This window comes from Sphingobium sp. RSMS, from assembly GCF_005406185.4.
Lineage (GTDB): Bacteria > Pseudomonadota > Alphaproteobacteria > Sphingomonadales > Sphingomonadaceae > Sphingobium > Sphingobium fuliginis.
In genome coordinates this window covers 1,073,957-1,097,897 of the sequence record NZ_CM191258.1, presented here as the reverse complement: position 1 = coordinate 1,097,897, position 23,941 = coordinate 1,073,957, and the positions used below count along the sequence as shown (strand labels likewise).

At 65.7% G+C, this 23,941-nt stretch carries 23 protein-coding genes; 9 read left to right on the top strand and 14 right to left on the bottom strand.

The features are described 5' to 3' along the window. Positions 1–4 precede the first annotated feature (4 nt). From EGM87_RS23030 to EGM87_RS23005, 6 genes are all read right to left on the bottom strand, one after another. Positions 5–2,350 (bottom strand): TonB-dependent receptor, encoded by a 2,346-nt coding sequence (locus tag EGM87_RS23030; protein WP_137708696.1) that lies wholly within the window; start codon positions 2,348–2,350, stop codon positions 5–7. Between the two features lie 494 nt (positions 2,351–2,844). Next, complete coding sequence (locus EGM87_RS23025; RefSeq protein WP_025549439.1) at positions 2,845–3,828, bottom strand: fumarylacetoacetate hydrolase family protein; 984 nt, start codon at positions 3,826–3,828, stop codon at positions 2,845–2,847. A 29-nt stretch (positions 3,829–3,857) separates the two neighbouring features. Next, positions 3,858–4,892: a VOC family protein gene (locus EGM87_RS23020; RefSeq protein WP_025549438.1), complete on the bottom strand. Its 1,035-nt coding sequence runs from the start codon at positions 4,890–4,892 to the stop codon at positions 3,858–3,860. Next, positions 4,889–6,499 carry an FAD-dependent monooxygenase gene (locus EGM87_RS23015; protein ID WP_099186604.1) on the bottom strand — a complete coding sequence of 537 codons (1,611 nt, stop codon included), beginning with the start codon at positions 6,497–6,499 and terminating at the stop codon, positions 4,889–4,891. The genes EGM87_RS23020 and EGM87_RS23015 overlap by 4 nt, the downstream gene beginning before the upstream one ends. A gap of 93 nt (positions 6,500–6,592) precedes the next feature. Beyond that, positions 6,593–7,276, bottom strand: coding sequence for a TetR/AcrR family transcriptional regulator (locus EGM87_RS23010; RefSeq protein WP_025549437.1), 684 nt, complete (start codon positions 7,274–7,276; stop codon positions 6,593–6,595). 125 nt (positions 7,277–7,401) lie between these two features. Next, complete coding sequence (locus EGM87_RS23005) at positions 7,402–8,019, bottom strand: TetR/AcrR family transcriptional regulator (RefSeq protein ID WP_025549436.1); 618 nt, start codon at positions 8,017–8,019, stop codon at positions 7,402–7,404. Between the two features lie 99 nt (positions 8,020–8,118). On the opposite strand from EGM87_RS23005, the gene EGM87_RS23000 reads away from it, so the two are divergent. From EGM87_RS23000 to EGM87_RS22990, 3 genes are all read left to right on the top strand, one after another. Next, positions 8,119–8,880: an SDR family NAD(P)-dependent oxidoreductase gene (locus EGM87_RS23000; protein ID WP_025549435.1), complete on the top strand. Its 762-nt coding sequence runs from the start codon at positions 8,119–8,121 to the stop codon at positions 8,878–8,880. Between the two features lie 106 nt (positions 8,881–8,986). Then, positions 8,987–10,147, top strand: coding sequence for an acetyl-CoA C-acetyltransferase (locus EGM87_RS22995; RefSeq protein WP_044661040.1), 1,161 nt, complete (start codon positions 8,987–8,989; stop codon positions 10,145–10,147). 193 nt (positions 10,148–10,340) lie between these two features. After that, entirely contained in the window at positions 10,341–12,050 is a 1,710-nt protein-coding gene (locus EGM87_RS22990; protein WP_025549434.1) for an ATP-binding protein, read from the top strand. Positions 12,051–12,264: 214 nt separating this feature from the next. Here EGM87_RS22990 and EGM87_RS22985 read toward each other — a convergent pair whose 3' ends face one another. Together EGM87_RS22985 and EGM87_RS22980 are read right to left on the bottom strand one after the other, a co-directional pair. Continuing rightward, the gene (locus EGM87_RS22985; RefSeq protein WP_044661041.1) at positions 12,265–12,918 is read right to left on the bottom strand and encodes a CoA transferase subunit B; all 654 of its coding nucleotides are present in this window, start codon (positions 12,916–12,918) and stop codon (positions 12,265–12,267) included. Continuing rightward, positions 12,918–13,628 carry a CoA transferase subunit A gene (locus EGM87_RS22980; protein ID WP_025549432.1) on the bottom strand — a complete coding sequence of 237 codons (711 nt, stop codon included), beginning with the start codon at positions 13,626–13,628 and terminating at the stop codon, positions 12,918–12,920. The genes EGM87_RS22985 and EGM87_RS22980 overlap by 1 nt, the downstream gene beginning before the upstream one ends. An 84-nt stretch (positions 13,629–13,712) precedes the next feature. Between EGM87_RS22980 and EGM87_RS22975 the strand changes: the two genes are divergently transcribed. Next, entirely contained in the window at positions 13,713–14,615 is a 903-nt protein-coding gene (locus EGM87_RS22975) for a LysR family transcriptional regulator (RefSeq protein ID WP_103001543.1), read from the top strand. A gap of 18 nt (positions 14,616–14,633) precedes the next feature. On the opposite strand, the gene EGM87_RS22970 is transcribed toward EGM87_RS22975, so the two are convergent. The 6 genes from EGM87_RS22970 to EGM87_RS22945 form a co-directional block, all read right to left on the bottom strand. Further along, entirely contained in the window at positions 14,634–15,233 is a 600-nt protein-coding gene (locus tag EGM87_RS22970; RefSeq protein ID WP_025549430.1) for a hypothetical protein, read from the bottom strand. 292 nt (positions 15,234–15,525) lie between these two features. Then, the gene (locus tag EGM87_RS22965) at positions 15,526–17,322 is read right to left on the bottom strand and encodes a fatty acyl-AMP ligase (protein WP_103001548.1); all 1,797 of its coding nucleotides are present in this window, start codon (positions 17,320–17,322) and stop codon (positions 15,526–15,528) included. 117 nt (positions 17,323–17,439) lie between these two features. Further along, entirely contained in the window at positions 17,440–18,306 is an 867-nt protein-coding gene (locus EGM87_RS22960) for an SAM-dependent methyltransferase (protein ID WP_025551304.1), read from the bottom strand. Beyond that, positions 18,303–18,605, bottom strand: a complete 303-nt coding sequence (locus EGM87_RS22955; RefSeq protein ID WP_025551306.1) for an acyl carrier protein — start codon at positions 18,603–18,605, stop codon at positions 18,303–18,305. The genes EGM87_RS22960 and EGM87_RS22955 overlap by 4 nt, the downstream gene beginning before the upstream one ends. Then, complete coding sequence (locus EGM87_RS22950; RefSeq protein WP_025551308.1) at positions 18,605–19,396, bottom strand: acyl-homoserine-lactone synthase; 792 nt, start codon at positions 19,394–19,396, stop codon at positions 18,605–18,607. Before EGM87_RS22950 ends, EGM87_RS22955 begins: the two co-directional genes overlap by 1 nt. Positions 19,397–19,515: 119 nt before the next feature. Continuing rightward, a complete protein-coding gene (locus EGM87_RS22945; RefSeq protein ID WP_025551310.1) occupies positions 19,516–20,064 on the bottom strand; it encodes a hypothetical protein in 549 nt (182 codons plus the stop codon). 521 nt (positions 20,065–20,585) lie between these two features. Here EGM87_RS22945 and EGM87_RS22940 point away from each other — a divergent pair. Genes EGM87_RS22940 through EGM87_RS22920 form a run of 5 tightly spaced genes read left to right on the top strand, consistent with a single transcriptional unit; the run spans position 20,586 to position 23,941 of the window. Continuing rightward, positions 20,586–21,791 (top strand): phosphoadenosine phosphosulfate reductase domain-containing protein, encoded by a 1,206-nt coding sequence (locus EGM87_RS22940; RefSeq protein WP_137708697.1) that lies wholly within the window; start codon positions 20,586–20,588, stop codon positions 21,789–21,791. Further along, a complete protein-coding gene (locus EGM87_RS22935) occupies positions 21,788–22,174 on the top strand; it encodes a hypothetical protein (RefSeq protein ID WP_137708698.1) in 387 nt (128 codons plus the stop codon). Before EGM87_RS22940 ends, EGM87_RS22935 begins: the two co-directional genes overlap by 4 nt. Continuing rightward, entirely contained in the window at positions 22,174–22,695 is a 522-nt protein-coding gene (locus tag EGM87_RS22930) for a hypothetical protein (RefSeq protein ID WP_137708699.1), read from the top strand. The genes EGM87_RS22935 and EGM87_RS22930 overlap by 1 nt, the downstream gene beginning before the upstream one ends. Continuing rightward, positions 22,692–23,258, top strand: a complete 567-nt coding sequence (locus EGM87_RS22925) for a hypothetical protein (protein WP_137708700.1) — start codon at positions 22,692–22,694, stop codon at positions 23,256–23,258. Before EGM87_RS22930 ends, EGM87_RS22925 begins: the two co-directional genes overlap by 4 nt. Further along, positions 23,255–23,941, top strand: a complete 687-nt coding sequence (locus EGM87_RS22920) for a DNA-methyltransferase (protein WP_137708701.1) — start codon at positions 23,255–23,257, stop codon at positions 23,939–23,941. The genes EGM87_RS22925 and EGM87_RS22920 overlap by 4 nt, the downstream gene beginning before the upstream one ends.

The window sequence follows — 23,941 nt, the reverse complement described above, 5'->3', positions numbered from 1 at the left end:
CGCATCAATAGCTGTAGCTGAGCGTCGCGCCATAAGTGGCGGGCATGCCGGTGGTGCGCGCCACCGTATCGACCACATGGGTGACGGTGGTGACGTAGAATTTATTGGTGACGTTGCGGCCCCAGAGCTGGAACTTCCATCCGCTGTCCGGGCTTTCGATGCCGACCCGCAGGTCGAGCACGGCATAGCCGGGCAGGGCGAATTCGGGCGCTCCCCCGAACGCCGCCACGCTGCGCGAGCGGTAGCGGACATTGCCGCCCAGCGAGAGGTCGAGATTGCCGGTCAGCGCGAAACGATAGTCGAGATCGCCGTTGAGCTGCCATTTGGGCGTGCTGGGAAAGGGTTCGCCCTTGATGTCGACGACGGCGGCATAGGGATCGTTGGCGAGGAAGCTCCTGTCGACGCGCGAGTCGACATAGGTGGCGCCGCCATTGAAGGTCAGCCCGTCGACCGGCCGCCAGTTGACGCTCAGCTCCGCGCCGCGGACGCTCGACCTCGGAACCTGCACCAGCCCGGGCAGATTGCCGAAGGCGGTGGTGATGTAGCCGATGATCTGCTTGTCGTCATATTTGTAGTAGAAGCCCGCGCCCGTCAGTTGCAGCCGCCGGTCGAGCAGCGAAAGCTTGAAGCCGGCCTCATAGGCGAGCACCGATTCCTGCGTCACCGGGTCGAACTGGCTGGGGAAAAGGCCGGGCACCGTCGGGAAGCTGCCCGCCTTATAGCCGCGCGTGACGTTGGCGTAGAGCAGGCTGTCGGGATTCGGCTTCCAGTTGAGGCTGGCGCGCCAGGAAATATTATCCTCCTTCAGCGACTTTTCGACGCTGGGCACCGGGATGAAGGGCGTGCCATAGCCGACTTCGCCCAGGGTCGCGCAGGCGCCCGGCGCGAGCGCCACCGTCGGCGGATCGAAATTGCGCGACAGGTTCGACAGGAAGCTGAACGCGTTGGAGATCAAACCATCCCCCACGTCCAGCAGGCAGCCGCTGAACCGGTTGCGCTGGTCGCTGTAGCGCGCCGAAACCTGTGCCGTCACCCTGTCCGTCAGCTCATAGTCGAGGCTGCCGAACACCGCCTTGGTCGTGATCTTCTGATGGTTGCTGTTGATGAAGGAGGTGTAGCGGAACGGCCCCACCCCGCTGTTGCTGGCGATATAGTCGCCGCGCTGGTCGTCCCCGGTGGTGTCGTGGCTGTAATTGCCGCCCAGCATCCAGCGGATCGGGCCCGCCGTGCCCGCGAGCCGCAATTCCTGCGACACCGTCTCTATGTCGGCGTTGATCGTCAGCAGGAAATTATTCTGCGGCACGCCGTCGGTGTCGCTGGGCGAGCGCTGCTTGAACCGCGAATAGGCGCTGATCGAGGTCAGGGTCACGGCATCGCTGACGTCCAGGTCGCCGCGCAGCGAGAATTGGTAGAAGCTGTCGTCGCGGCGAAGGTCGGCGCCGGGGTCCCAGTCCGCGATGCGGCTGCGGTTGGGGGCCGGGACGGCGGCTTCCAGTTCTGCCGTGATGTCGGTATAGCCGCCCGCCGACGGAGCCACGGTCGGGGCATATTTCACGAACTGCGCCGCCTGCGTCTCGCTCCGGTCGATCCAGCCATTGGCGTTGAATTCGAAGCGCAGCGTGTCGGTGGGCTCCCAATCGAGCAGCAGGCGGGCGGTGGAATAGTCCCGGCGGCCGAGGCGGTCGGACGGGCGGGTCTGGCTGATCTGCCAGCCGTCGCGATATTCGTGGCGCACCGCGAGCCGCGCCTTCAGATTGGCCGCGATGGGGCCGCTGACGAAGCCCTGCGCATCCACCTGGTCGAACCGGCCATAGCTGAGGTCGATGCCGGCGGCGAGGTGGTCGGTCGGCTTGGCCGCGATATAGTTGATCGCGCCGCCGGTCGAATTCTGACCGAACAATGTGCCCTGCGGCCCTTTCAGCGCCTCGACGCGCTCGACGTCGAGAGACGCCCCCTGCGTCATGGCGAGATAGGGCAGGGGCACCTGGTCGACATAGACGCTGACCGCCGGGGCCACGGCGACGGCGACGTCGTAGAAGCCGATGCCGCGCATCGTGAAGACCGGCGTGCCATAGGCGCTCGGCTGATAGGTGAAGCCGGGAACGATCTTCACCAGGTCCGACGGCTGGGTCACGCCCGCATTTTCAAGCTGGCTGGCGGAGGCCGCCGTGATGGAGACCGGCACGTCGTTCAGCCGTTCCTCACGCTTCTGCGCGGTGACGATGATCTCGCCCACGGCAAGGTCGCGTTGCGGCGCGGCTTCGGCCTGTTCGGCCGGGGATTGCGCATGGCTGCACAGCGGAGCGACGAGCGCGCTGGTCGCGAGCAGGACGCATATGGGCTTCCTCATTTTTCCTCTCCCTCGTTCAAGCCCTGACTGCCTGATCTGGTGGGGCAGCCGGGTTGTTTGTTCATTCCTTGGCGCGGCATCTTCCCGGGCCGCATGCCCTTCGTTCAGGTCAGCGGCGGGCGCGCTTCCACAGCCGCCGGGCAAGGCGCCAGACCGGCGGGGCCGGAACGGTCGGACGGAAGTGGGGCGCATGATCGCGGCGCGCCGATTGTCCGCGAGCGGGCGGCGACATACCAAATGCTCTCGATGAACATCGCATTTCCTCTCCGGAAAGCCCTGTTGTCCTGCCGCCCCGCCCCGCATCGATCGTGGGGGTCAGGGGCGGTTGGCGGTCTTTCGATGCGGCGCCTTGATGTCGTGGACAATCTCGGCGCCGCCGGTTCGCCCTGTCGGCTCGGCTTTTCTTTTCGGGTTTCTGTGACCGTAGAATGCCATGCCGGCGGGCTGTGTCAATATAAAACTCTACATATGTGGAGTATTTCTCAGCCTCCCATTTACGCGCCTGTTATCCGGCTTCTTTGCCCGCCCAGCGACATGCCGCTGACCCCGTCGTGCAGCGTCAGATTGAGCTCGTCGCCCGGTTGCAGGAACCGGCCCAGCGTCTTCATTTCGACGCGCATGCCATCGCGGCGCGCGGCGTCGTTCAGCAGGTTGGTCTTGAGCAGTTCGATCAGGCCCGGCGTGCCTTGCGCGATGACGCCGCCCGGCGTTCCGGTCAGCACCATGTCGCCGGGCTTCAGGTCCATGATCGCCGCGATCTGGGTCAGCGTTTCGGCGGGCTTGTAGATCAGCTGTCCAGTGTTGGCGGACTGGCGGACTTTTCCGTCATAGGTCAGCGAAAGTTCCAGATTGTCGACCGTCGCCGCGACCTCTTCGGGTTCGAGCAGATAGAAGACCGGCCCGGCCGGGCAGAAGGTGCGATAGCTCTTGCCCTGGAACCATTGCATGAAGGACGCGCCGAACATGGTGTCGCGCGCCGACACGTCGTTGCACAGGACCACGCCGGCAAGATAGGAGCCGAGATTGCCGGCCGTCACGGTGGTTCCCGCCTCCAGCGGACGGCGCAGGACGATGCCGACCTCCACCTCATAATCCAGAAGCTCGACCCCCTTGGGACGGACGATGTCGGCATAGGCGCCGCAGAGCGACGAACTCGCCTTGGCGAAAAGGAGGTTCTCCTTGCGCACATGATGACCGGCCTCCGCCGCATGCTCATCATAGTTGAGCCCCTGGCAGATCAGCGTCGCATCGGGGGTGACGGGGCTCAGCAGGGCGCTCGCGGCGAAGCGCACCGCCTCGCCCGTGGCGGTCAGGTCCGGCGCGGCTTCGATCGCGCCGATCAGTTCGCCCAGGGTCCTCGCGCCGCTCGCAATGCCCCGCCCTTCGACCCGGTCGGCCGGCCCCTCGGGCGCATCGCCGGTCAGCACGGCCCAGCGCGGGCCCGCGCCTTCATCATAGCGGACGATCATCAATGCCATCATTCTACTCCTGCATTCCAATGGGGATGTCAGCGAAGCCAGGGGCGCGGGGGCGCCAGCAGGGCGTCGACGATATTGCGGACGAGCGGGGGGGCGTCGGCCGGGGCGGGGGCGGGCGGCCGCATGGAATCGGGCAGGTCGTCGCCCCAGGACCAGAGGTCGCCGCGGGACAGCGGATGGAAACCGGTCGGATAATCGGCGGTCATCAGGTCGCCGTCCGCATAATGTTCCCATTCGTCCCCGGCGGAGTCCTTCCAATAATCGAAGACCTGACTGCCGAGCACATGGCGGCCGATGCCCCAATAATGGTTCCAGCCCCTGCCGCGCAGATATTGCTGGCCCTGCCCCACCGCATCGACGTCGATCGTCTCGGTCGAGATGTGCAGCAGGCGCGATTCCGGCCCGGCGAGCAGCGCGAGGCTGTGATGGTCGGCGGGCTCCGCGCCCCGGTCGAAGCGGAAGAAGCCCAGCACCGGCGCATCCTCGCCCACGGTCGCGACGTCGGTCGGGAGATAGCCGAAATGGCGCCGGTACCAGGTGGCGGTCCGTTCGAAGTCCGGCGTCTGGAGCACGACATGGCCGATGCGGAACACCGGCGCGGGCGCGGTCGGCGTCCGGACCGGCCTGTCGATGCGGCGGCTGGCCACGGGCGAGTTGACCTCGGTCAAGGGCTCCCGCACCGGCAGCGGCTCCAGCGGCGCCGCGCCCCAGAGCAGGTCGACGCGCACGCCCTCCGGATCGAAGAGGCGCACCCGCTCGCCGCCGCCCGGCGCATCCGTCGCTTCGACCGGCGACTGGGTGGCGGTGGACAGCCGATCGAGATCGGCGCGGTCCCTGGCGGCAAGGCCGAAGCCGACGAAGGCATCCCGCTCCGATGCGATCAGCTCGACGCAATAGGGTTGCGGTCCATAGCCCCGGAAATGGCGCTGCCCGCCGCTGCCGCCCGCGACCGGCACGAAGCCGAAATCCTCCAGGAAGTGCGCCATGGCGTCGATGTCGCGCCGCTCGAAGCTCACATGGACGACGGCGTCCGCCCGGACGATGGGGTCGACTTGACCGATCATGACCTTGCTCCCCTGATCCGGTCGATCACCGCCATCGGGTCTTCCGGCATGGCGTCGCCGCGCCAGGCGACATGCTGGTCGGGGCGGATCAGCACGAAATCGCGCTCGTAGATCCGCCGGGCATGCGCGTCGCGAATGTCGAGCAGGTCGACCGGCACGCCCCGCTCGCGCGCGGCGTCGAGCAGCGGCTGGGCCGAGGCGTCGGTGAAGCGGACCAAAGTGAACCAGGGCCCCAGCCGGTCGAAGATGGCGCTGCCATCCTCCAGGAACAGATGCGGCGCCCGCATGCCCGGCCAGGTGCTGGGCACATAATCGCGCAGCCGCCATTCCGGTTCGTCGCATTCATGGCAGACGATCGGCGACTGGCGGTAGCGATGGTCGAGTTCGATGCCCCGCGATTCATTCTCCGCATTGCCGAGTTCCGCGATCAGCGCGCCATAGGCGTCGCGCGCGGCGGCCCCCTCCGGCGTGTCGTCATGGATGATCGGGGCATAGGCTTCCGCGATCTTCAGGCGCACGCCCATATGCAGGCGCGACGCGTCGACAATGGCGCGGCCCACCGGCCGGCGCTCCGCCTCTATGCTGTCGAGCAGGGCGGGGCCGCCCCAGCCCTGCAGGATGGCGGCGTATTTCCAGGCGAGGTCGACGGCGTCGCCTATCCCGGTGTTCATGCCGTAACCGCCGGTCGGGATCACCTGATGCACGGCATCGCCCGCCATCCACACCCGCCCGCGCCCATATCCGTTCGCCAGCACCAGATGCGGCGACCAGGGGTTCGCCTGGATCACCTCGATCGGGAATTCCCGGCCCAACGCATCGAAGGCGAGTTGCCGGGGATCGATGGCCGCCGCGTCCGCCCCTTCGGGCAGCATGCAGTGGAGCGTCCAGATCTCCGCATCGTCCTGCGCGATCAGCGTGCTGCCGGCGGGCGACTGATAATGCCAGGCGATGCCGAAGCGCTGGAGCAGGTCGCGCGCCTCCGACCGGAAATGCACCATGAAGAAGCGGGCGACATTATATTGCCCGTCCCAGGCATAGCCCAGCTTCTCGCGGATGATGCTGCCGCCGCCGTCGCAGCCCGCGAGCAGGGCGCAGCGCTGCCGTTCGGTGCGCCCCGTCGCGACTTCGCGCAGATGGACCGTCACCCCTTCGCCATCGTCGTCGAAGCCCTCGACCGCCCAGCCGAACCGCATTTCGACCAGCGGAGATTCTTCCAGCAACCCGCGCAGCAGCGGTTCCAGGACGACCTGGCTCAACCGCATATAGGGTTCCAGCGGCTGCGACCCGTCATTGTTGGCGCGGATTTCTTCCCGCCAGCTTTCGACGTCGGGATAGCGGAAGCGGGCCAGTTCCCACTCGTTCAGCCGCGTCACCCAGGAAACGTCCATCGGATTGCCGCGCGGCACGGCGACGTCGCGTATCTTCTCCGCAATGCCCATGCGGCGGAACAGCTCCATGCTGCGGCCATTGGTCACGTCCATCTTCGGATGGCGCGTGGTCGAGGGATTGCGTTCGAGCAGCAGCGTGCGAACGCCGCGGCTTTGAAGCTCAAATGCGGTGGTAAGGCCGACCGGCCCCCCACCCGCTACGATGACTGGAACATCCACGGGGCATCTTCTCCATCACGGTCATTGCCGTCTGGAGAGCAGGGCTAACATGCCCTGCCGCAGGAGTCCATAAAAACTCTACAGTCGTGGAGTTTATTTGAAGACAGCGCGTTCGACGAGGTTCCAATAGCGTTCGACGGCCTCCTCATTCCTGATGGAAAAGCCAATGGTTTCCGCCATTTCGCGGTTGAGCGACGACAGGGTGGAGGTCATGCCGATGAGCATGTAATAGACATGATCGGGATCGCCCTGCAGGAGCTGGCCCTCCGCCTGCGCCGCCCGGATCTGGGGCAGGATGCGGTCGCGGGTCTTGCTGAGAACCTTCTCGACCAGCCAACCGATTCTCGGACTCGATCCCTGATTCTCGCGCAGCATGAAATGGTGGAACGCGGTATGTTCGACCGTGAAGCGCAGGAAGGTCCGGAACTCGGCCCGCACGCGCTCTGACGCGGACATTCGGGAATCGGGGGGAATGGCCTCGTCCCACATGGTCTCGATCTGCTCGAAGGCATATTCGGCCACCGCCTTCCACAGCGCCTCCTTGGTGCGGTAATGATAGGTGATCAGCGTATATTCCAGGCCCGCGCGTTCCCCGATGCGGCGCACGCTGCTGCCGTCGAACCCGCGCTCGGCAAATTCGTTGAGCGCCGCCTCCAATATCGCCTGGCGCGTTTCGACGGACCGCTGCTGTTCGCGCCGGTTGGTCTTCCGCCGCTGGCCGGGCTGTTTCGCGGCGGCGCTTTCGTCCGGGGCCTTTTTGCGGTTTGTCTCTGCCATTGAGCCTCCAAATTGCAGCCGTGAAGCGGAAGCGTGCCCGTGTCCCCCGGCATCCCGCCCTGCCGCCGTGATCGGGATCGACGTTGGAAGGAGGGCAAGCCGCCTTCGCGCACGCTCTACCCAAGTCAATCGCGCGGATCGAGTCCCGAAACCAGAATGTCGACCAGCTTTTCCGCCACGGTCCCGGCCGGCATCGCCCCTTCCGGATCGTACCAGCGCCCCGGCCAGTTGAGCGCCCCCGCCAGCGCGAAAGCAGCCATCTTCACGTCGATCCGTGCGATCGAACCATCGGCAACGGCGTCTTCGATCAACCTGCGCAAGGCATTGTCGATCTCCCGCTTCAGCGCGCGATAGCGCGGCCTGCTTTCCGGCGAGAGCACTTCGTCCCCGGTCCGGATCACGCATCGCCCGAAATCGTCCATGTTGACCTCGGCATAGCGGCGCAGGAAGCGCGTCAGCCGATGGCGGCCGTCGCCGGGCTCCCGCCGGGCCTGATCGGCCGCTTCCAGCAATTGCTGCAGGCCGATGGTGACGCATTCCAGCAGCACCTGATCCTTGTTGGCCAGATAGTGGTAGATGGTGCGCTTGGATATGCCCAGGCTGGCGGCGACGTCGTCCAGCGACGTCGCGTGAAACCCGCGTTCGTTGAACATCCGCACCGCCGCGCGCAGCACGGCCTCGCGCTTGGCAAGGCGCTCCGCCTCTTTCTGGGCGGGGGTGCGGAATGGTGAAGCGGCGTGCATCAATGTCCTCTTTTCTCCATCGGAGCGTTGACAGGAAACCCGGCGCGACGCAATACACCCAAAAGTGCATGAGTCACTCATGAGTTTCCGGAGGCTGAAATGGATCTGAAGGGAATGGCTGCCATCGTCACCGGCGGCGCGTCGGGATTGGGCGGAGCCACCGCCGCGCGTCTGGCGCGGGGCGGCGCCAGGGTGACGCTGTTCGACCTGAACGCCGAATTGGGGGCGGCCCATGCCGACGCCATTGGTGGCCAGTTCATGAAGGTCGACGTGACGGACGAGGGCGCCGTCGCGGCAGCGTTCGAACAGGCCGAGGCGCTGCACGGCGTCGCGCGCATCCTGGTCAACTGCGCGGGGATCGCGCCGGCGATCAAGACCGTCGGCAAGGAGCATGCGCCCCATCCGCTGGACGTGTTCAGGCGGACCGTCGAAGTGAACCTGATCGGGACATTCTGCATGATCGCCCGCTTCGCGGCTTCCCTGGCGAAGGCGGACGAGATCGAGGGTGAGCGGGGCGTCATCGTCAACACGGCGTCGGTTGCGGCGTTCGACGGCCAGATCGGCCAGGCCGCCTATAGCGCCTCCAAGGGCGGCGTCGTCGGCATGACCCTGCCCATCGCCCGCGACCTGGCGCAGCACAAGATCCGTGTGATGACCATCGCGCCGGGTATCTTCCTGACGCCCATGCTGGAGGCGTTCCCCCAGCATGTGCAGGATGCGCTGGGCGCGCAGGTGCCGCATCCCAGCCGCCTTGGGAAGCCCGACGAATATGCGCAGCTCGTGGACAGCATCATCGCCAATCCCATGCTGAACGGCGAGGTCATCCGACTGGACGGCGCGATCCGAATGGCGCCGCGTTGAGCGGCCCCGGCAGGCGAAGCGCTGGTTCCACGCGCGCGCCTGCCGCCTTCTGGAGCGGGGAACCGGTTTGGTCCGCCGCTCCTCCTCATGTCGAAGGAAGCTGAAAATGGCCGAAGCCTATATTGTCGAGGCGCTGCGTACTGCCGGCGGCAAGCGCAAGGGCGCGCTGTCGGGCGTTCATCCGGCGGATCTGGGCGCCGTGGTGCTGAACGCATTGGTCGACCGCAGCGGCATCGATCCCGCCGCGGTCGAGGATGTCATATTGGGCTGCGTCACGCAGGGCGGCGAACAATCCTTCGCCTTCGGCCGCAATGTCGTGCTGGCGTCGAAGCTGCCCGACAGCGTTCCCGCCGTCACCATCGACCGGCAGTGCGGATCGTCGCAGCAGGCGCTGCATTTCGCGGCGCAGGCGGTGATGTCCGGCACGCAGGATCTGGTGATCGCGGCCGGCGTGGAAAGCATGACGCGCGTGCCGATGGGCTCCAACTTCAATCTGCATGCGCAGGCGGGAATTGGGGAAGGGCCATGGCCCGCCAGCATCCGCGAGCGCTACGGCGTCAACGAGTTCAGCCAGTACCATGGCGGGCAGGCGATTGCCGACAAATATGGCTTCAGCCGCGAAGACATGGACGCCTACGCGCTGGAGAGCCATCGCAAGGCCGCGGCCGCCATCGCCGCGGGCGCTTTCGAGCGCGAGATCGTGCCGGTCGACACGCCGGACGGCCGCTTCGCGCAGGATGAGGGCGTGCGCGCCAATGGATCGATGGAGGCGCTGGCCGGGCTCAAGACGCTGACCGAAGGCGGCACGATCACCGCCGGCAATGCGAGCCAGATGACCGATGGCGCCTCCGCCGTGCTGGTCGCGAATGAGGAGGCGCTGAAGCGGTTCGACCTGAGGCCGCTGGCGCGCATCCATAATCTGACGGTGACGGCGGGCGACCCCGTCATCATGCTGGAGGAACCGATTGCGGCCACGGAAAGGGCGCTGCGCCGGGCGGGGCTGGGCCTGGACGAGATCGACCTGTTCGAAGTGAACGAAGCTTTCGCTTCCATTCCCATGGCCTGGCTGAAGGTGCTGGGCGCTGATCCGGGCAAGCTGAACGTCCATGGCGGTGCGATCGCGCTGGGCCACCCTCTCGGCGCGAGCGGGACGAAGCTGATGGCGACCCTTGTCCATGGATTGAGGGCGCGGGGCAAGCGCTATGGGCTGCAAGCCATGTGCGAAGGCGGCGGCATCGCCAATGTGACCATCGTCGAGGCATTGTGACGGTTCCTGCGGAGCGGGCGTCGCGGGCTTGCGCGCCCGGCGCCCGCGCCGGCGGACCGGCGGATGAACAGGGTTAAGGATGAGTTGACGGGCCGCAAACCCAGGCCGCCTCTAAGCCATTGATCATAATCGCTTTGTGATCGACGCCGTCCGATGTTAGAAAGACGCGCGGTTCCGATGCAGAAGGTTGTCGATGGACAGGAAATTGGCAAGCGAACGGGGTGCCGAACAAAAGGCGCTGGCGGCACGATGGACCATAGCCGCCGAAGCCATGGAGGCGCTGGCCGGCGCGCGGTCGATGGAAGCGATCATAAATGTCCTGCGGGCCTTCGCGCGCCGCGCGGTGGGGGCGGACGGCATCGCGGTCGTCCTGCGCGACGAGGACCAGTGTCATTATATCGCTGAAGATTCGATGGAACCGCTCTGGGCGGGACAGCGCTTCCCGGCATCGAGTTGCGTGTCCGGATGGGCGATGGAGCATCATCGGACGGCGGTGATCCCGGACGTCTTCGACGATCCCCGCGTGCCGGTGGAGGCCTATCGCACCACATTCGTGCGGTCGATGGTGATGGTGCCGATCGGCCGCATCGAACCCATGGCCGCTCTGGGCGCCTACTGGTCCGAATTCGCGCAGCCCACCGACAATGAGATCGCTCTGCTGGAGGCGCTGGCCCGCGCCGCGTCCACCGCGCTGGAGAACGGGCGGCTGTTTGCGTCGCTGGAAGCGCTGAACGACCAGCTCGAACGCCGCGTCCGGGAACGCACCACGGAACTGGAGCGGTCGCAGGACAGCCTGCGCCAGGTCCAGAAGCTGGACATGCTCGGCCAGTTGACGGGCCATGTCGCCCATGACTTCAACAATCTGCTGATGCCGATCGTCGGCGGGCTGGACCTGATCCTGTCGGGCAAGCGGACGCCCGAATCGATCGAGCGGCATGCGACCATCGCGATGCAGGCGGCGGAGAGCGCGCAGACGCTGGTGCAGCGGCTCTTGACCTTTGCCCGCCGCCAGCCCCTGACCGCAAAGGCGGTCGACCTGTCGGACCTGCTTGGCGGGATGCAGGCCTTGCTGACCAGCACGCTGGGACCGCGGATCGCGCTGTCCGTCGATCTCCAGCCGATGGTGCCGCCGGTGCGCGCGGACGCCCATCAGCTTGAGGTCGCGCTGCTCAACCTGGCCGTCAACGGCCGCGACGCCATGCCCGACGGCGGCGCGCTCAGCATAAAGGCGCAGGCGCGCCAAAGCCGCCTGCCCGCCGCGCTGACGCCCGGTCCCTATGTCTGCCTGACCGTCAGCGACACCGGCACCGGCATGACCCCGGCGGTCAAGGCGGCGGCCATGGAGCCCTTCTTCACGACCAAGCCGTCCGGCCATGGCACGGGGCTTGGCCTTTCCATGGTCCATGGCCTTGCCGCCCAGCTTGGCGGCACGGTGGAGATCGACAGCGCCGTGGGGCAGGGCACCAGCGTCCGGCTATGGCTGCCCGTCGAGCGGGCGCCTGCCGTGAAGGCGGCTTCCCCAGCAGTCGAGGAGGGACCGAAAGAGCGTTCGGGCAAGGTGCTGCTGGTGGACGACAACGATCTCGTCCGGAATAGCACGCGGGAGATGCTGATCGACATGGGCTATGAGGTGGTCGACACCGACCGGGCCGAACGCGCGCTCAGCATGATCGAATCCGGCGACCGGCCGGACATCCTGATCACCGACCATATCATGCCGGGCATGACGGGGGTGGAACTGGCGCTGCGCCTGCGGGCCGATCATCCGCACATCGCGTTGCTGATCATATCGGGCTATGAGGGGGTTGACCTGATCGCGCCCGACATCACGCGCCTGTCCAAGCCCTTCCGGCATAATCACTTGCAGGCCTGCATAGCCGCGGCGCGGGCGCAGGCAGCCTGATCCGCATCCTGTTTCGGGGTCACGGCCCCTCTGCGGAGAAAAGCTTGGCGCCGGCCTGGCCCGGATATGTCCTGTGGCGCTTCGCTTCACTCTATTCAGGCTATCCCTGAACAGGATGACTTTGCCGTGGATCGGACGACGCGACCCAGGGCGCATTCGCTTTCATGCCTGAGGCGGCGAGGCCCATTGACGGGAGGGGCCTCGCCCTCTTTCCTCAGGCCGGTTGAGCGACGTCCACCGTGTAATGCGCACTGGTCTTGGCGGCGACTTCCTCCGCCGTCACGCCCGGCGCGCATTCGATGAGGCGGAACGGGCTGTCATGGTCGGGCCGCTGGAACACGCAGAGGTCGGTGACGATCATGTCGACCACATTCCTGCCCGTCAGCGGCAGGGTGCAGGCCGGGATGAACTTGGGACTGCCGTCCTTGGACGTGTGTTCCATGACGACGATGATCTTCTTGACGCCCGCGACCAGATCCATCGCGCCGCCCATGCCCTTGATCATCTTGCCCGGGATCATCCAGTTGGCGATGTCGCCATGTTCCGAAACCTCCATCGCGCCCAGCACGGTCAGGTCGATATGCCCGCCCCGGATCATCGCGAAACTGTCGGCGCTGGAAAAATAGCAGCTCTGCGGCAATTCGCTGATCGTCTGCTTGCCCGCATTGATCAGGTCGGCATCCTCCTCCCCCTCATAGGGGAAGGGGCCGATGCCCAGCATGCCGTTCTCCGACTGCAGCGTCACTTCCACGCCGTCGGGAATATGGTTCGCCACCAGCGTCGGGATGCCGATGCCCAGGTTCACGTAGAAACCGTCCTGCAATTCCTTCGCCGCCCGCGCGGCCATTTCGTCACGAGTCCATGCCATTATGCGGCCTCCCTCTGGCGGACGGTGCGGAATTCGATTTTCTTGTCGTAAGGCGCTCCGACGATCATGCGCTTGACGTAGATGCCGGGCAGATGGATCGCATCGGGGTCGAGGCTGCCGGTGGGCACCACCTCCTCCACTTCCGCGACGCAGATCTTCGCCGCCGTCGCCATGGGCTGGTTGAAGTTGCGCGCCGTCTTGCGGAAGATGAGGTTGCCGCTCTCATCGGCCTTCCAGCCCTTGATGACCGCCACATCGGCGAAGATGCCGCGCTCCAATATATAATCCTGCCCGTCGAAGCTCTTCACTTCCTTGCCCTCGGCCACCGCCGTGCCGACGCCCGTCCTGGTGTAGAAGCCCGGAATGCCCGCGCCGCCCGCCCGGCAGCGTTCAGCCAGCGTGCCCTGCGGGCAGAACTCCACCTCCAGCTCCCCGGCCAGATATTGCCGCTCGAACTCCTTGTTCTCGCCCACATAGCTGGAGATCATCTTCCTGACCTGACGCGTGCGCAGCAGCTTGCCCAGCCCCTCGCCATCTACCCCCGCATTGTTGGAGGCGATGGTCAGATCCCTGACGCCCGAATCCCGGATCGCATCGATCAGCCGCTCGGGTATCCCGCACAGACCGAACCCGCCAGCGCACAGATGCATGCCGTCGAACAGCAAACCCTCCAACGCACTCGCCGCATCCGAATAAAGCTTTTTGACCATAAGCATGCCTCTCCTTCGGATCGCCATTCTGGCGGAGGCCAACTATCATTTCTAATGATTTGTTTTTTGCTTTAGCCAAAAGCCATGTCTATTAATCGCATTGGCCTCTTCCATCTGGAAACCCTGCTCTGGATCGACCGGCTCGGCACATTCGCTGCGGCGGCGGAGCGGTTGAACACCACCCAGCCGGCAATTTCGGCGCGGGTAAGGGAACTGGAGAGCCATCTGGGCGCCCGCCTGTTCCGCCGCGAAGGCCGGACCATGTCCTTCACCCCCGCCGGGCGGCAACTGGTGCGCGATTGCGGGCCTCTCTGGAGCGATCTGCAGAGCATGCTGCTGCGCTGCGGCGGATTGGCGGAAGCGAGCGGCGTGGTCCGCATCGGCGCAGGCGAAATCGCCGCGGCAAGCTGCCTTCCGGACTTCGTGTCGCAATTGAAGGGGGCGATGCCGCATGTCAGCCTGGAACTGGAAATCGACCTGACCGCCAACCTGATCCAGCAATTGCTGGTCGGGCGCGCCGATATTTCCTTCGCGGCCGGGCCCATCGCGCATCCGGCGCTCCAGTCGCATCCCATCGGCGGGGTGAGCCTGGTCTGGCTCGCCAGTCCCGCCATTGCCGCGTCATTCCACGGCGATGCGGGGGACCGCACCATTCCGATCTGGTCGCTGGCCAGCCATTCCCCGATCTATGGGCGGATGCGCGACGCGATCGCCGCTTCGCAGATCGCCCGTAAATCGCTCAACCTGTGCAACAATGCGCGGATGATGATCGACATCGCCAAGGCGGGTGGCGGGATCGGCATCTTCCCGGAACCCATGGCCCGCGCCGACCTGATGAGCGGAGCCCTCGTGAAACTGGAGGGCATGCCGGCCCTGTCGCCCATTGAGTTCCATGTGGCCAAGCGTATTTCGGACAATGATCCGGTGATCGCCGCCATTTTCGAGCAGGCGAGCGCGCTGCGGCTGGGGCCGGAGGGCGAGGGCTGACCGCTGCCGAGACGGGCTTCAGGAACCCAGCGCCTGATTGGGATCGACGGTCCTTATGCTGCCGGGCATGTCGCGGCTTTCGGCCGGAGTGGCGGCGGCCGGGCCGCCCGGAGCCACGCCCGATCCCAGGGAAACCTCCTTGTCGACATAGACCTCGAACAGCGTGCCGGCGGGCAGCTTGACGTCCTTTCCGCGGACGATCACCGCCAGCGGCAGGAAGACGATGCCCGCGCCCACCGCGCCCAGGGTGCCGGACTTGCCCTGGGAATTGCGCTGGCCGCGCACCGGCACGTCCATCCCGCCCGCCCTGACCGTGCTGACCTTGATGTCGAGCTTGCCCGATCGGCCGAGCAGGCCATTGTCCCTGACGCGGCTCACTTCCCCCACCGCCGGGCTGCCGGCGGGGATGAGCGTCACGCCGCCGATCGTCACCGGCTTGGCCACGGCCAGTTCGATCCTGTCGCCGACGCGGGCGGATTTGGAGGAAATCTCCTGCCGGGTTTCCAGTTGGATGGCCATGCCTTCGGGAAGGATCGTCGATTGGGCAAGGGCGGGACCGGCGCTCGCCGCCAGCAGCAGGGGGATGGCAGAGCGCATCGGCAATGACAGGCGAATCATCGGTCCATCCTCTCCGCTTCGGCGGCCACGCCCCCGACCGGCATGCAATTTACGCTTCCGGGGCCAGGGCATCAAGGAACGAGTCGGACCTGGCGCGGGCGAACGGCGCAGCCATCGCCGCGACGACCTTCGGCTGTGCCGACCGTCAGCCAGAGCGCCGCGTTCAATCGGGCGCAGGTCGCGCCTTCGCGCGGATGCCGATGTGGGAGACGGTCGGGCGGACGCCGGCCGATCCCGGCCCTCAGGGTTTCGCCTGTCGGGTCGAACCGCGTTCCACCCTGTCAGGACGAACTCAGGCGGATGCCCTTTGCCCGGACGGCGCGAACGCCTGCGCCAGCGGTCCCGCCATGCCCAGCACCGTCAATTCCCCGTCCATCAGCATCCTGCCGGCCTGCTTGCGCTGCACCTTGCCGCTGGTCGTGCGGGGGATCGCGCTGGCGGGCACCATCACCAGATCGGTGATGGCCAGTTCCAGCCGCTCCATGGCCGTGGCGCGCAGCCGGGCGGCAAGGTCCTGGAGTTTCTCGTCCGACAGGGACCGGGCGTCGTCGCGCTTCATCTCCGCGATCAGGACGATATGCTGCGCATCGCCCATCTCGATCTCCACGGCGGCGGCGCTTGCCTGTCCCACCGTGCCGGAAAGTTCCGACCAGATCTGCTCGACATCGCTAGGCGCATGGTTGCGGCCCCGGACGATGATCAGGTCCTTGAGGCGGCTGACGATGAAAAATCCATCGGCCGTGGAAAAGCCGAGATCGCCGGTGCGCAGGAACGGCCCGCCTTCGTCCAGCCGGCCGAAGCTCGCCTCCGTCGCGGCGGGATTGTCGATATAGCCGGCGGTGATGTGCGGGCCGCGCAGCCAGATTTCGCCCACCGCGCCATCGGGCAGCGCCTCGCCGGTTTCGGGATCGACGATCCGCGCCTCCGCCCCGGCCATGGCGGGGCCGCAGCAGGCGAGGTCCAGCACGGCGTCCCCGCCGGCGCTCTCCACCGCCCGACCTGCCGCGAGAGCGCGGCTGTCGTAGCTCTTGACGATGGGGTCGCTCCGGGGCGGAACCGCGATGGTCACGAGGGTGGATTCAGCCAGTCCATAGCAGGGCAGGAAGGCGCGCCTGTCGAAACCGGCATCGGCAAAGCATTCGGCAAAGCGGTCGAGCGTGGCGGGCCGCACCCGCTCCGCCCCGTTGAACGCGACGCGCCAGCCCGACAGGTCGAGACCGTCCGGCATGCCCCGCCGCGTGGCATGGTCGACGCAGAGGTCGTAGCCGAAATTGGGCCCGCCGCTGGTATGCGCGCGATAACGGGAAATGAGTTGCAGCCAGGACATTGGCCTGTTGATGAACGCGGCGGGCGAGGTGATCACGCAGGTCGAGCCCAGGAACAGCGGTTGCAGGATGTTCCCGAACAGCCCCTGATCGTGATAATGCGGCACCCAGCCGACGAAATGGGAATCCCGGTCGTGGCCGAAGGCGGCGCGGATCATCGTCTCATTGGCGATGATGTTGCCATGGCTGATCATCACCCCCTTCGGGTTCGACGTTGTGCCGGAGGTGAACTGGAGCACGGCGAGCCGGTCCGGCGCGAGCGCCAGCGGCGAGAAGGCGTGCGATTCCGCCGCGAGCGCGGCAAATTCCAGATAGCGCACCGGGCCGGCGGACAGGGCGGCGGACAGTTCCTCCCCGAACAGGCCGGCCATGCCGTCGTCCAGCAGGATGCAGTCGGGCCGGATGTCGTCCAGCATGTTCAGGATATTCCGAAGCCGCGCTTTGCGCCGGCCGACCGGGGCGAGCGGAATGGCGACGCCGCCGACCGCGAGGCAGGCAAGCAGCGCGAGCGCGAAGTCGGTCCCCGCCGAGAAGAGGAGGGCGATCCGGGGACCGGCCAGCCCCCCCGCCGCCAACCCCCCCGCCGCCAACCCCCGTGCCGCCATGGCGCCGGCAAGCTGCCCGACCTGCGCCGCCACCTGCGCATAGGTCAGGCTGCTCTGCGGACCGTCGCCCTGGTCGAATATCAGCGCCGGCCGGTCCGGGACGCTGTTCCCATGGTCCAGTACGATGTCGACGATCGACCGGCTGAAGTCTATCTGCATCTTTTTTGCGAACCCGATGCTTTGGAGCCTTTTCACATGGAGCGAAAACGCCCAGTCCTTTGATGCCGCATGGTCCCGGTCGCCAGGCGATTCCGCCCGCTGGCCGGGATATTCTGGTCATTCCGTCGCGAAGGCTATCCGGAGCAGGCCGATCTTCCGCATGCGGAAACCGGCGGCCGACATGCGCAGATAACGGGAATATTTCTCGACCGGATGGATGGCCGGATCCACCACCCCGCTGCGGACCGCGCCGCGCAGCCGGTTACTCCACATCTCGCAGGTGCGCGCATAGTCCAGCCCGTCGTCGCGCAGCCGCTCGACGCGGAACAGACCCTTGCAGGCGACCACGATGTCCTCCAGCGTCGGCAGTTCCGCCGCCGGGAAGATCTCGTTCGCAATGAAGGGATTGGCGTCCTCCGGCGACATCCTGCCATAGGCGATGGTCTGGAGCGACAGACGGCCCTTCCCTTCCATCCAGTCGCGGCAGGCCTGGAAGAATTCGCGGTACACGCCGCGGCGCTCGTCCACGCTCTGCTGCGGATGGGCGAAATGCTCGAACGCGCCGACGGAGATGATCGCATCGAACGGCCTGTCGGGACGATAGTCGTGCCAGTTGGAAAGGACCGCGCCGATGCCGGGATCGCCCGATTGCTCGATATAGGCGAGCTGTTCCTCGCTCAGCGTCAGGCCGACGCATTCGGCGGCGCCATGCCTGCGCCGCAGGTTGCGCATCATGCCGCCCCAGCCGCAACCGACGTCCAATATGCGCATGCCCTCGCCGGCGCCGACCGATTCCGCATGATAGTCGAGCTTGCGCTGCTGCGCCTCCTCCAGCGGGGCGTCCTTGGGCAGGCCGTCCCACATCGCGCTGGAATAGGTCATGCTGGGGTCGAGCCACGCCGAATAGAAGTCGTTGCCGACATCATAATGGTGGCGGATGGCGGCGGCCGATCCGCCAAATTCGATCTGTTCGTCCTGGATCATGGCCGGACGCCGCCCTGCTGCGCCGCCATGTCGCTGACCGCCGCGGCGATGCCCGTCGCCGCGTCGCGGATCGCCTCCGCCTCGAACAACAGTTCCAGCGGCAGTTCGTCGGGCAGGTTCAGCCAGTTCTCCAGCTCCACCATCAGCGAGATCGCCTTGGCGGAATCGATCCCGAAACTGTCGAACGGCGCATCGGGAGAGACGGCGGCGGGCGCCACATTCACGATTTCAGCGATGCGGGCAATGATCCAGCTTTCGATTTCCTCTGCCGATGCCTGTCGAATAAGGTCGGAATTCATCAATGTCCCCCTGAAGCCGAACGGGTCGCCCCGAATCTGCCATAATAGACGTCCGCCCCGGTCGTGGCGGACGGGTGTGTGACGGAACCGATCTCCGGCTGGGCGGCGATCTTCTGCAGTTCCGGATGCTCGCGCGCCAGCCGGGCCGCCGCGACGTGCACATTCTCCTCCTCCGGAAGAAGCTGGTCGATGGTGATGTGCGAAGGCCGGGGCAGGCCCCACATCTGGCGCATCTCGTCGAGCGCGGCCTGCGACACCTCCACCTCATAGGCGACGGCCTCCCCCTGGCCATAGTCCATGGCGGAACCGAGCAGGGTCAGCTTCCAGCCGACGCCGTAGCAGAAGCTGAGCATGCGGACATCGGTGAAGCCCACGCAACGGTCGATCCCGGCCTCATAGGCCAGTTCCAGCGGCGCGATCATGCACGCGGCCTTCCGTCGCAGATTGTGGCGGCGCATGCCCCGCTCAATGCAGAATCCGCGGCTCAGTTCCCAGGTGCGCCCGTCGTCGATGGGGCGGATGCCGGCGGGCAGGACATGCGAAAAATGATCGAGCAGCATGGAACAGTCGTCGGTGGGGCGGAAACGCAGCCCCATGACGACCCGGTTCTCGGTCGAAAAGCCTATGATGTTGCTCGCGCGCGCATCATCATATTCGTCATATTCCAATCCGTCCTCGACCCTGAGATCCCAGCCGAGCTGGTTGACGAACACCTCCGCGCGGGCCTGGTGCAAATCTCTGATCTCGTCCTGGTACAGTGCGGAATTGTTCTTCGAAATCAGATGAATCAAATCCGTTCGTCCCCCGCATGCAGCGGCAGCGCCTGTAACATATTATACAGGGGAGGTCATCGGAAAGTTGCAGGGTGCAATCCATGTTCCCCGCAAAAAACCCGGTCGATAAAGGGGGTTCAGGCGGCCTGCTTCTGCCGGGCGCGCTGGACATGCACCTTCACCGCCTGGACGGAGCGGTCGAGTGCCTCGGCAATGTCGAGGTCGCACCACCCGGCCTGCCGCTGGTCGAGGCAGAACAGCTCGGTCTCGGTCAGGGCGGACGCGGCCAGATCGTCGCGCGCGTCGAGCAGGGCGATGCCCCGGCACAGGTAGAGCGTCGCCATGGCGTGCAGGTTCGCGCGTTCCTCCGGGCTTTCCAGCATGCTCAGCAGGCGGATCTCAACCTCATATTGCCGTTCGTCCCAGCCGGTGATCGGAAAGCAGATCTGCGGCAGGACCTCCGGCTGTGCGATCGGCCCGCACCAGCCGGTCTCACCGAACAGGAAGCGCCGCTCCCCATCGCCGACAGCGTAGCAGGCATGGCTCGCCGCCTGAAGGCCCAGGGCCTGGCTGAAGCGGGTGACGAGGCTCTCGATGCTGAGCGTGCTGTCGACCCCCGCGTTGAAATCGGCGGCGGTGGTCGAACTTCCGGCGCGAAGCTGGGTGCTGGGGATATATTCGCTCATGGTTCCTCACGCGGCATATGCCTGCCGTCATGCCGCGTCAGGTCTTAAAAGCGGGTTAAGCGTGCCTTCCTGCCGCCTGATTCCTGTTTGCGGCGGAACGAGCGTTCGCCGGGTTGCGGGGCCGCCGGCCGCAGAGCGCAAGCTCGTCCGATCCGGAGCCGGACGCAGGAAGAGTTTAACCAGCGGTTATGATGAATTCCCCGTGATCATTGGGTTCTGTGACGATTTGCACGCAAAACCGGCTCGATATTTCTCAATCAGTTAGCGGGGGAAAGCAAAACCAATTCGGGCCGGAATGCGCCTACGCAACGCACCCGGCCCTGACCAAAGCGAATGGAGGTTCGCATGGCTAATGATACCAATACCGCAGGCGGAATCCGTCTGATAGCCCCCTGCCTTCGGAGGGCAACGCATCCCCATAATTTCGCAGTAAATCCTCAGTCTTCCTCGCTCGTTCGGCAGGAACACTATGCGAACATCGAGCAGTTTGCGGACCCGGTGCGGTCCCAAGGTGGCCCAGCATGACGGCGGTCGACAACCTCTTCGCCGCCGGTGCCCGCATGGTCTCGGAAGAGGCGATCGAGCTAACCCTGCAATCGCTGCGCGCTTATTGGGACAAGCATGAGCATGTCGCGATCGCCTGGTCGGGAGGGAAGGACAGCACCGCGACTCTGACGTTGCTCGTCCATCTAATCGAGGCCGGCGAGCTTCCCCGGCCCGCCAAGTTGTTCGTATTCTATGCCGACACGCGGCAGGAGCTTCCGCCAATCCAGATCGCGGCCGAGCAGGTGATGGCGCTGCTGCGCTTGCGCGACTGGATCGAGGTGGTTGTCGTTCGGGCGCCGCTCGATAAGCGCTTCATGGTCTATATTCTGGGCCGGGGCGTGCCGCCGCCGAACAACAACACGCTCCGTTGGTGCACGCGGCAGATCAAGGTCGAGCCTATGGCGGAAGCGCTGGGCGCGGCTATCGCGGCGCTGCCCGGCACGGCGTTGATGATCACCGGCGTCCGCCAGGGCGAGAGCGCGGTGCGAGATGGCCGGATTGAGATGTCATGCTCCAAGGATGGCGCCGAGTGCGGCCAGGGATGGTATCAGCAGGCGCTGCCGGAGAGCAAAGGCGTGCGCGGCCGGATAGCGACGCTTGCGCCGATCCTGCATTGGCGCGTCTGCATCGTCTGGGATTGGCTCAAGGTCTATGCGCCGCAGCCGGAATTTGGCGGCTGGCCGGTGCGCATTCTGGCCGACGCATATGGCGGCGATGACGCAGAGGAAATCAACGCCCGGACCGGCTGCATCGGCTGTCCGTTGGCTGTCCGGGATACGGCACTCGACTATCTGGTCGGCACGACAGAATGGGCGCACCTCGCAGCACTGAAGGAGCTCAAGCCGCTCTACCGTTGGATGCGCGAGCCGGCGCAGCGGCTGCGCAAGGCCGGGGCTGAGACGCTGAAAGATGGCAGCCTGGCGAAGAACCCCCAGCGGATGGGGCCTCTCACGCTGGAGGCACGCGTGGAGGCGTTGGCGAAGATCCTCGACATTCAGGCCCGCGCCCGCGTCGACCTGATCAACGCCGAGGAGGAAGCCCGCATCCGCGAGTTGATCGCGGCTCGCACTTTCCCCGACAAATGGAACGGGGACGAGCCTAGCGCCGCCGCTTGGCTCGATCGGGTCAATCAGGATGGTTCCGTCGAGCCGATCCTGTTCCGCGACATGGTGGGCGTATGATCCAGCTGGACCTATTCGCCCCGCCGCCATCTCCCCCGGTAGCGGTCACCGCCAACCCGCACGGCGCCTATCCCGACGACGAGGCCGAGAGCTTTATCTGCCCGAACCCGACCAAGGGCTGGCGCGGCTCGCCGCTGTGCGCGATTCGGCTGCTGCACATTGAGGCGGGCTGGCTTCAGGCGACGGACGTGTGTCTTGCCGATCGAGGCGGCGGGCACGGCCTGTCCGAGAAATTCGGCGGCGGCATCCATCCGACGCGGGAGGCGGCACTTACCGCCGCGCTGGCAGACGTGGCGCGGCGCACGGCGGTCGCTGTCGATTGGTCCACAGCTGCGGCGCATGACGCCTGGCGGGTGCGGAAATGGATGGAGGGGATTGCATAATGGGCTGGAAAGCTGTCCGCGATCACTATCGCATCGAGCATATCGTGCAGGTCACGAGCGCCGGCATCTGCATCGGGTCGCCCTATGTCCATGACATCATCGTCATCAGCATAGACCGGGGCGAGATCATTCGAAGGTGGGGCGAGCCTCACAGGGGCGAACTTGCGCGGTATCTCGAAGAGATGGACGCCGACCCCTTCAAGCTGGCGGAGCTGGTGGCACAGCCTGACACGTTCGAGCGGTCTATCCCTGTATTCACCTATGAAGGTGGCGAGATCATCGAGAAGCAATGCGAGGAGTTGGGCTATCCCAACGTGACGCATGACGGCTGCATTCAGTACGAGAACACGTTTTCGCCTGACGCCGGATTGGTTCGGGTCTGGGCCATCGACAACGCCAAGGCTGGGATCAAGTGGATGACGGAAGCGGTGCATGAGGCACAGCGCGAGCTGGCGCAGAAGATCGATCGACTGAACCAGCGGCAAGCCGACCTGGCGAAGCTGACGGGGGCGGCGGCATGAAGATAGCAGCGCATCACATTCCCGGCACAGACAGGCATCGGATTTCCAGCGCTTTCGGAATGAAGGACGTCCAATATACGCCGGCGTGCGCATGGCCCGACGACTGCACCGTCCAATGGGGCAACGGCATCATTCCGGCCACGCCGTTTTTCGAAGCCTTCATCCCCGGCACATTCATCCGAGGCGAAGGAGAGACGATCGCGGAGGCCGAGCAGAAGGCATTCGAGAAGTACCAGCGCGATCTGGCGTGCGATCATCTGTGGGGTCGGCAGCGTCCCGGCCATTCCACCTATACCAACGGCGCGGGATGGTGCCGCAAGTGTGGCGGGTTCCGGGGTAGGATGTTCCGCGAGGTGGTCGTGTTGGGGCGTCATCGCGTGCCGCTCGGGCGGTGGGAGCGTGACTGGCTCAACGATCTGGAAACCGATCATGAGATGAACGCGCACATGGACCGCAAATATCCTGCCGATGCTTCGGGGCGCCGCAGGAGCGCGCGGCTGCTGCGCCTTCGGCTGAACCTATTCGGAGCCGATGAGAGCGTGATGTGGGGATCACGCGCATGACCCCCATCACCATCGGCAACGCCACCCTCTACTGCGGCGACAGCTACCAGATCCTGCCCCAGCTCGGTTGGATCGATGCGATCGTCACGGACCCTCCCTATGAGTTCCGGGCCGAGGGCGGCGGCATGTATCGCGCCGCGCGGCAAGGTATGGATCAGATCCTTGAGGAAGGGCTGGCGGACGGCTTCGACCACAGCATTATCAATCCGCTGCTATGCGGGTCAGTCGTAGTCTTCTGCCATAACGACCAGTTGCCCAAGCTGCTGCCCTATCTCGACGGCAGCTTCGAGCGCCAGGCGCTCTCCATCTGGCGCAAGAAGAACCCGCAGCCGGTGGCGAACAAACATTATCGTCCCGTGATGGAGTTCTATGTCCATGCATGGAATCGCGGGCACCATCCGCGCGGGACGCTGGATGACCTCGATCGCATGATCGTTGCTATGTCCCCGCGTGGGGAGGCGAAGTTCGGGCACGCCACCGTGAAGCCCGATGAGGTGATGGACAAGATCATCAGGAACGTCGCGCCGGGGACCGTCTGCGACCCCTTCTGCGGAACGGGTTCCACTGGTGTCGCGGCGGTGAAGTCCGGGCGCCAGTTCATCGGGATCGAGAAGAATCCGACGCATTTTGCTACGGCGTGCGCGCGGCTCGCGGCGGCACAGGGGTTGGAGATGGCGGCTTGA

What these genes read in the sequence shown, in the direction of transcription:
- EGM87_RS23030 (WP_137708696.1), bottom strand. Translation starts at nt 2,350, where the DNA reads ATGAGGAAGCCCATATGCGTCCTGCTCGCGACCAGCGCGCTCGTCGCT.
- EGM87_RS23025 (WP_025549439.1), bottom strand. Translation starts at nt 3,828, where the DNA reads ATGGCATTGATGATCGTCCGCTATGATGAAGGCGCGGGCCCGCGCTGG.
- EGM87_RS23020 (WP_025549438.1), bottom strand. Translation starts at nt 4,892, where the DNA reads ATGATCGGTCAAGTCGACCCCATCGTCCGGGCGGACGCCGTCGTCCAT.
- EGM87_RS23010 (WP_025549437.1), bottom strand. Translation starts at nt 7,276, where the DNA reads ATGGCAGAGACAAACCGCAAAAAGGCCCCGGACGAAAGCGCCGCCGCG.
- EGM87_RS23005 (WP_025549436.1), bottom strand. Translation starts at nt 8,019, where the DNA reads ATGCACGCCGCTTCACCATTCCGCACCCCCGCCCAGAAAGAGGCGGAG.
- EGM87_RS23000 (WP_025549435.1), top strand. Translation starts at nt 8,119, where the DNA reads ATGGATCTGAAGGGAATGGCTGCCATCGTCACCGGCGGCGCGTCGGGA.
- EGM87_RS22995 (WP_044661040.1), top strand. Translation starts at nt 8,987, where the DNA reads ATGGCCGAAGCCTATATTGTCGAGGCGCTGCGTACTGCCGGCGGCAAG.
- EGM87_RS22990 (WP_025549434.1), top strand. Translation starts at nt 10,341, where the DNA reads ATGGACAGGAAATTGGCAAGCGAACGGGGTGCCGAACAAAAGGCGCTG.
- EGM87_RS22985 (WP_044661041.1), bottom strand. Translation starts at nt 12,918, where the DNA reads ATGGCATGGACTCGTGACGAAATGGCCGCGCGGGCGGCGAAGGAATTG.
- EGM87_RS22980 (WP_025549432.1), bottom strand. Translation starts at nt 13,628, where the DNA reads ATGGTCAAAAAGCTTTATTCGGATGCGGCGAGTGCGTTGGAGGGTTTG.
- EGM87_RS22975 (WP_103001543.1), top strand. Translation starts at nt 13,713, where the DNA reads ATGTCTATTAATCGCATTGGCCTCTTCCATCTGGAAACCCTGCTCTGG.
- EGM87_RS22970 (WP_025549430.1), bottom strand. Translation starts at nt 15,233, where the DNA reads ATGATTCGCCTGTCATTGCCGATGCGCTCTGCCATCCCCCTGCTGCTG.
- EGM87_RS22965 (WP_103001548.1), bottom strand. Translation starts at nt 17,322, where the DNA reads ATGCAGATAGACTTCAGCCGGTCGATCGTCGACATCGTACTGGACCAT.
- EGM87_RS22960 (WP_025551304.1), bottom strand. Translation starts at nt 18,306, where the DNA reads ATGATCCAGGACGAACAGATCGAATTTGGCGGATCGGCCGCCGCCATC.
- EGM87_RS22955 (WP_025551306.1), bottom strand. Translation starts at nt 18,605, where the DNA reads ATGAATTCCGACCTTATTCGACAGGCATCGGCAGAGGAAATCGAAAGC.
- EGM87_RS22945 (WP_025551310.1), bottom strand. Translation starts at nt 20,064, where the DNA reads ATGAGCGAATATATCCCCAGCACCCAGCTTCGCGCCGGAAGTTCGACC.
- EGM87_RS22940 (WP_137708697.1), top strand. Translation starts at nt 20,586, where the DNA reads ATGACGGCGGTCGACAACCTCTTCGCCGCCGGTGCCCGCATGGTCTCG.
- EGM87_RS22935 (WP_137708698.1), top strand. Translation starts at nt 21,788, where the DNA reads ATGATCCAGCTGGACCTATTCGCCCCGCCGCCATCTCCCCCGGTAGCG.
- EGM87_RS22930 (WP_137708699.1), top strand. Translation starts at nt 22,174, where the DNA reads ATGGGCTGGAAAGCTGTCCGCGATCACTATCGCATCGAGCATATCGTG.
- EGM87_RS22925 (WP_137708700.1), top strand. Translation starts at nt 22,692, where the DNA reads ATGAAGATAGCAGCGCATCACATTCCCGGCACAGACAGGCATCGGATT.
- EGM87_RS22920 (WP_137708701.1), top strand. Translation starts at nt 23,255, where the DNA reads ATGACCCCCATCACCATCGGCAACGCCACCCTCTACTGCGGCGACAGC.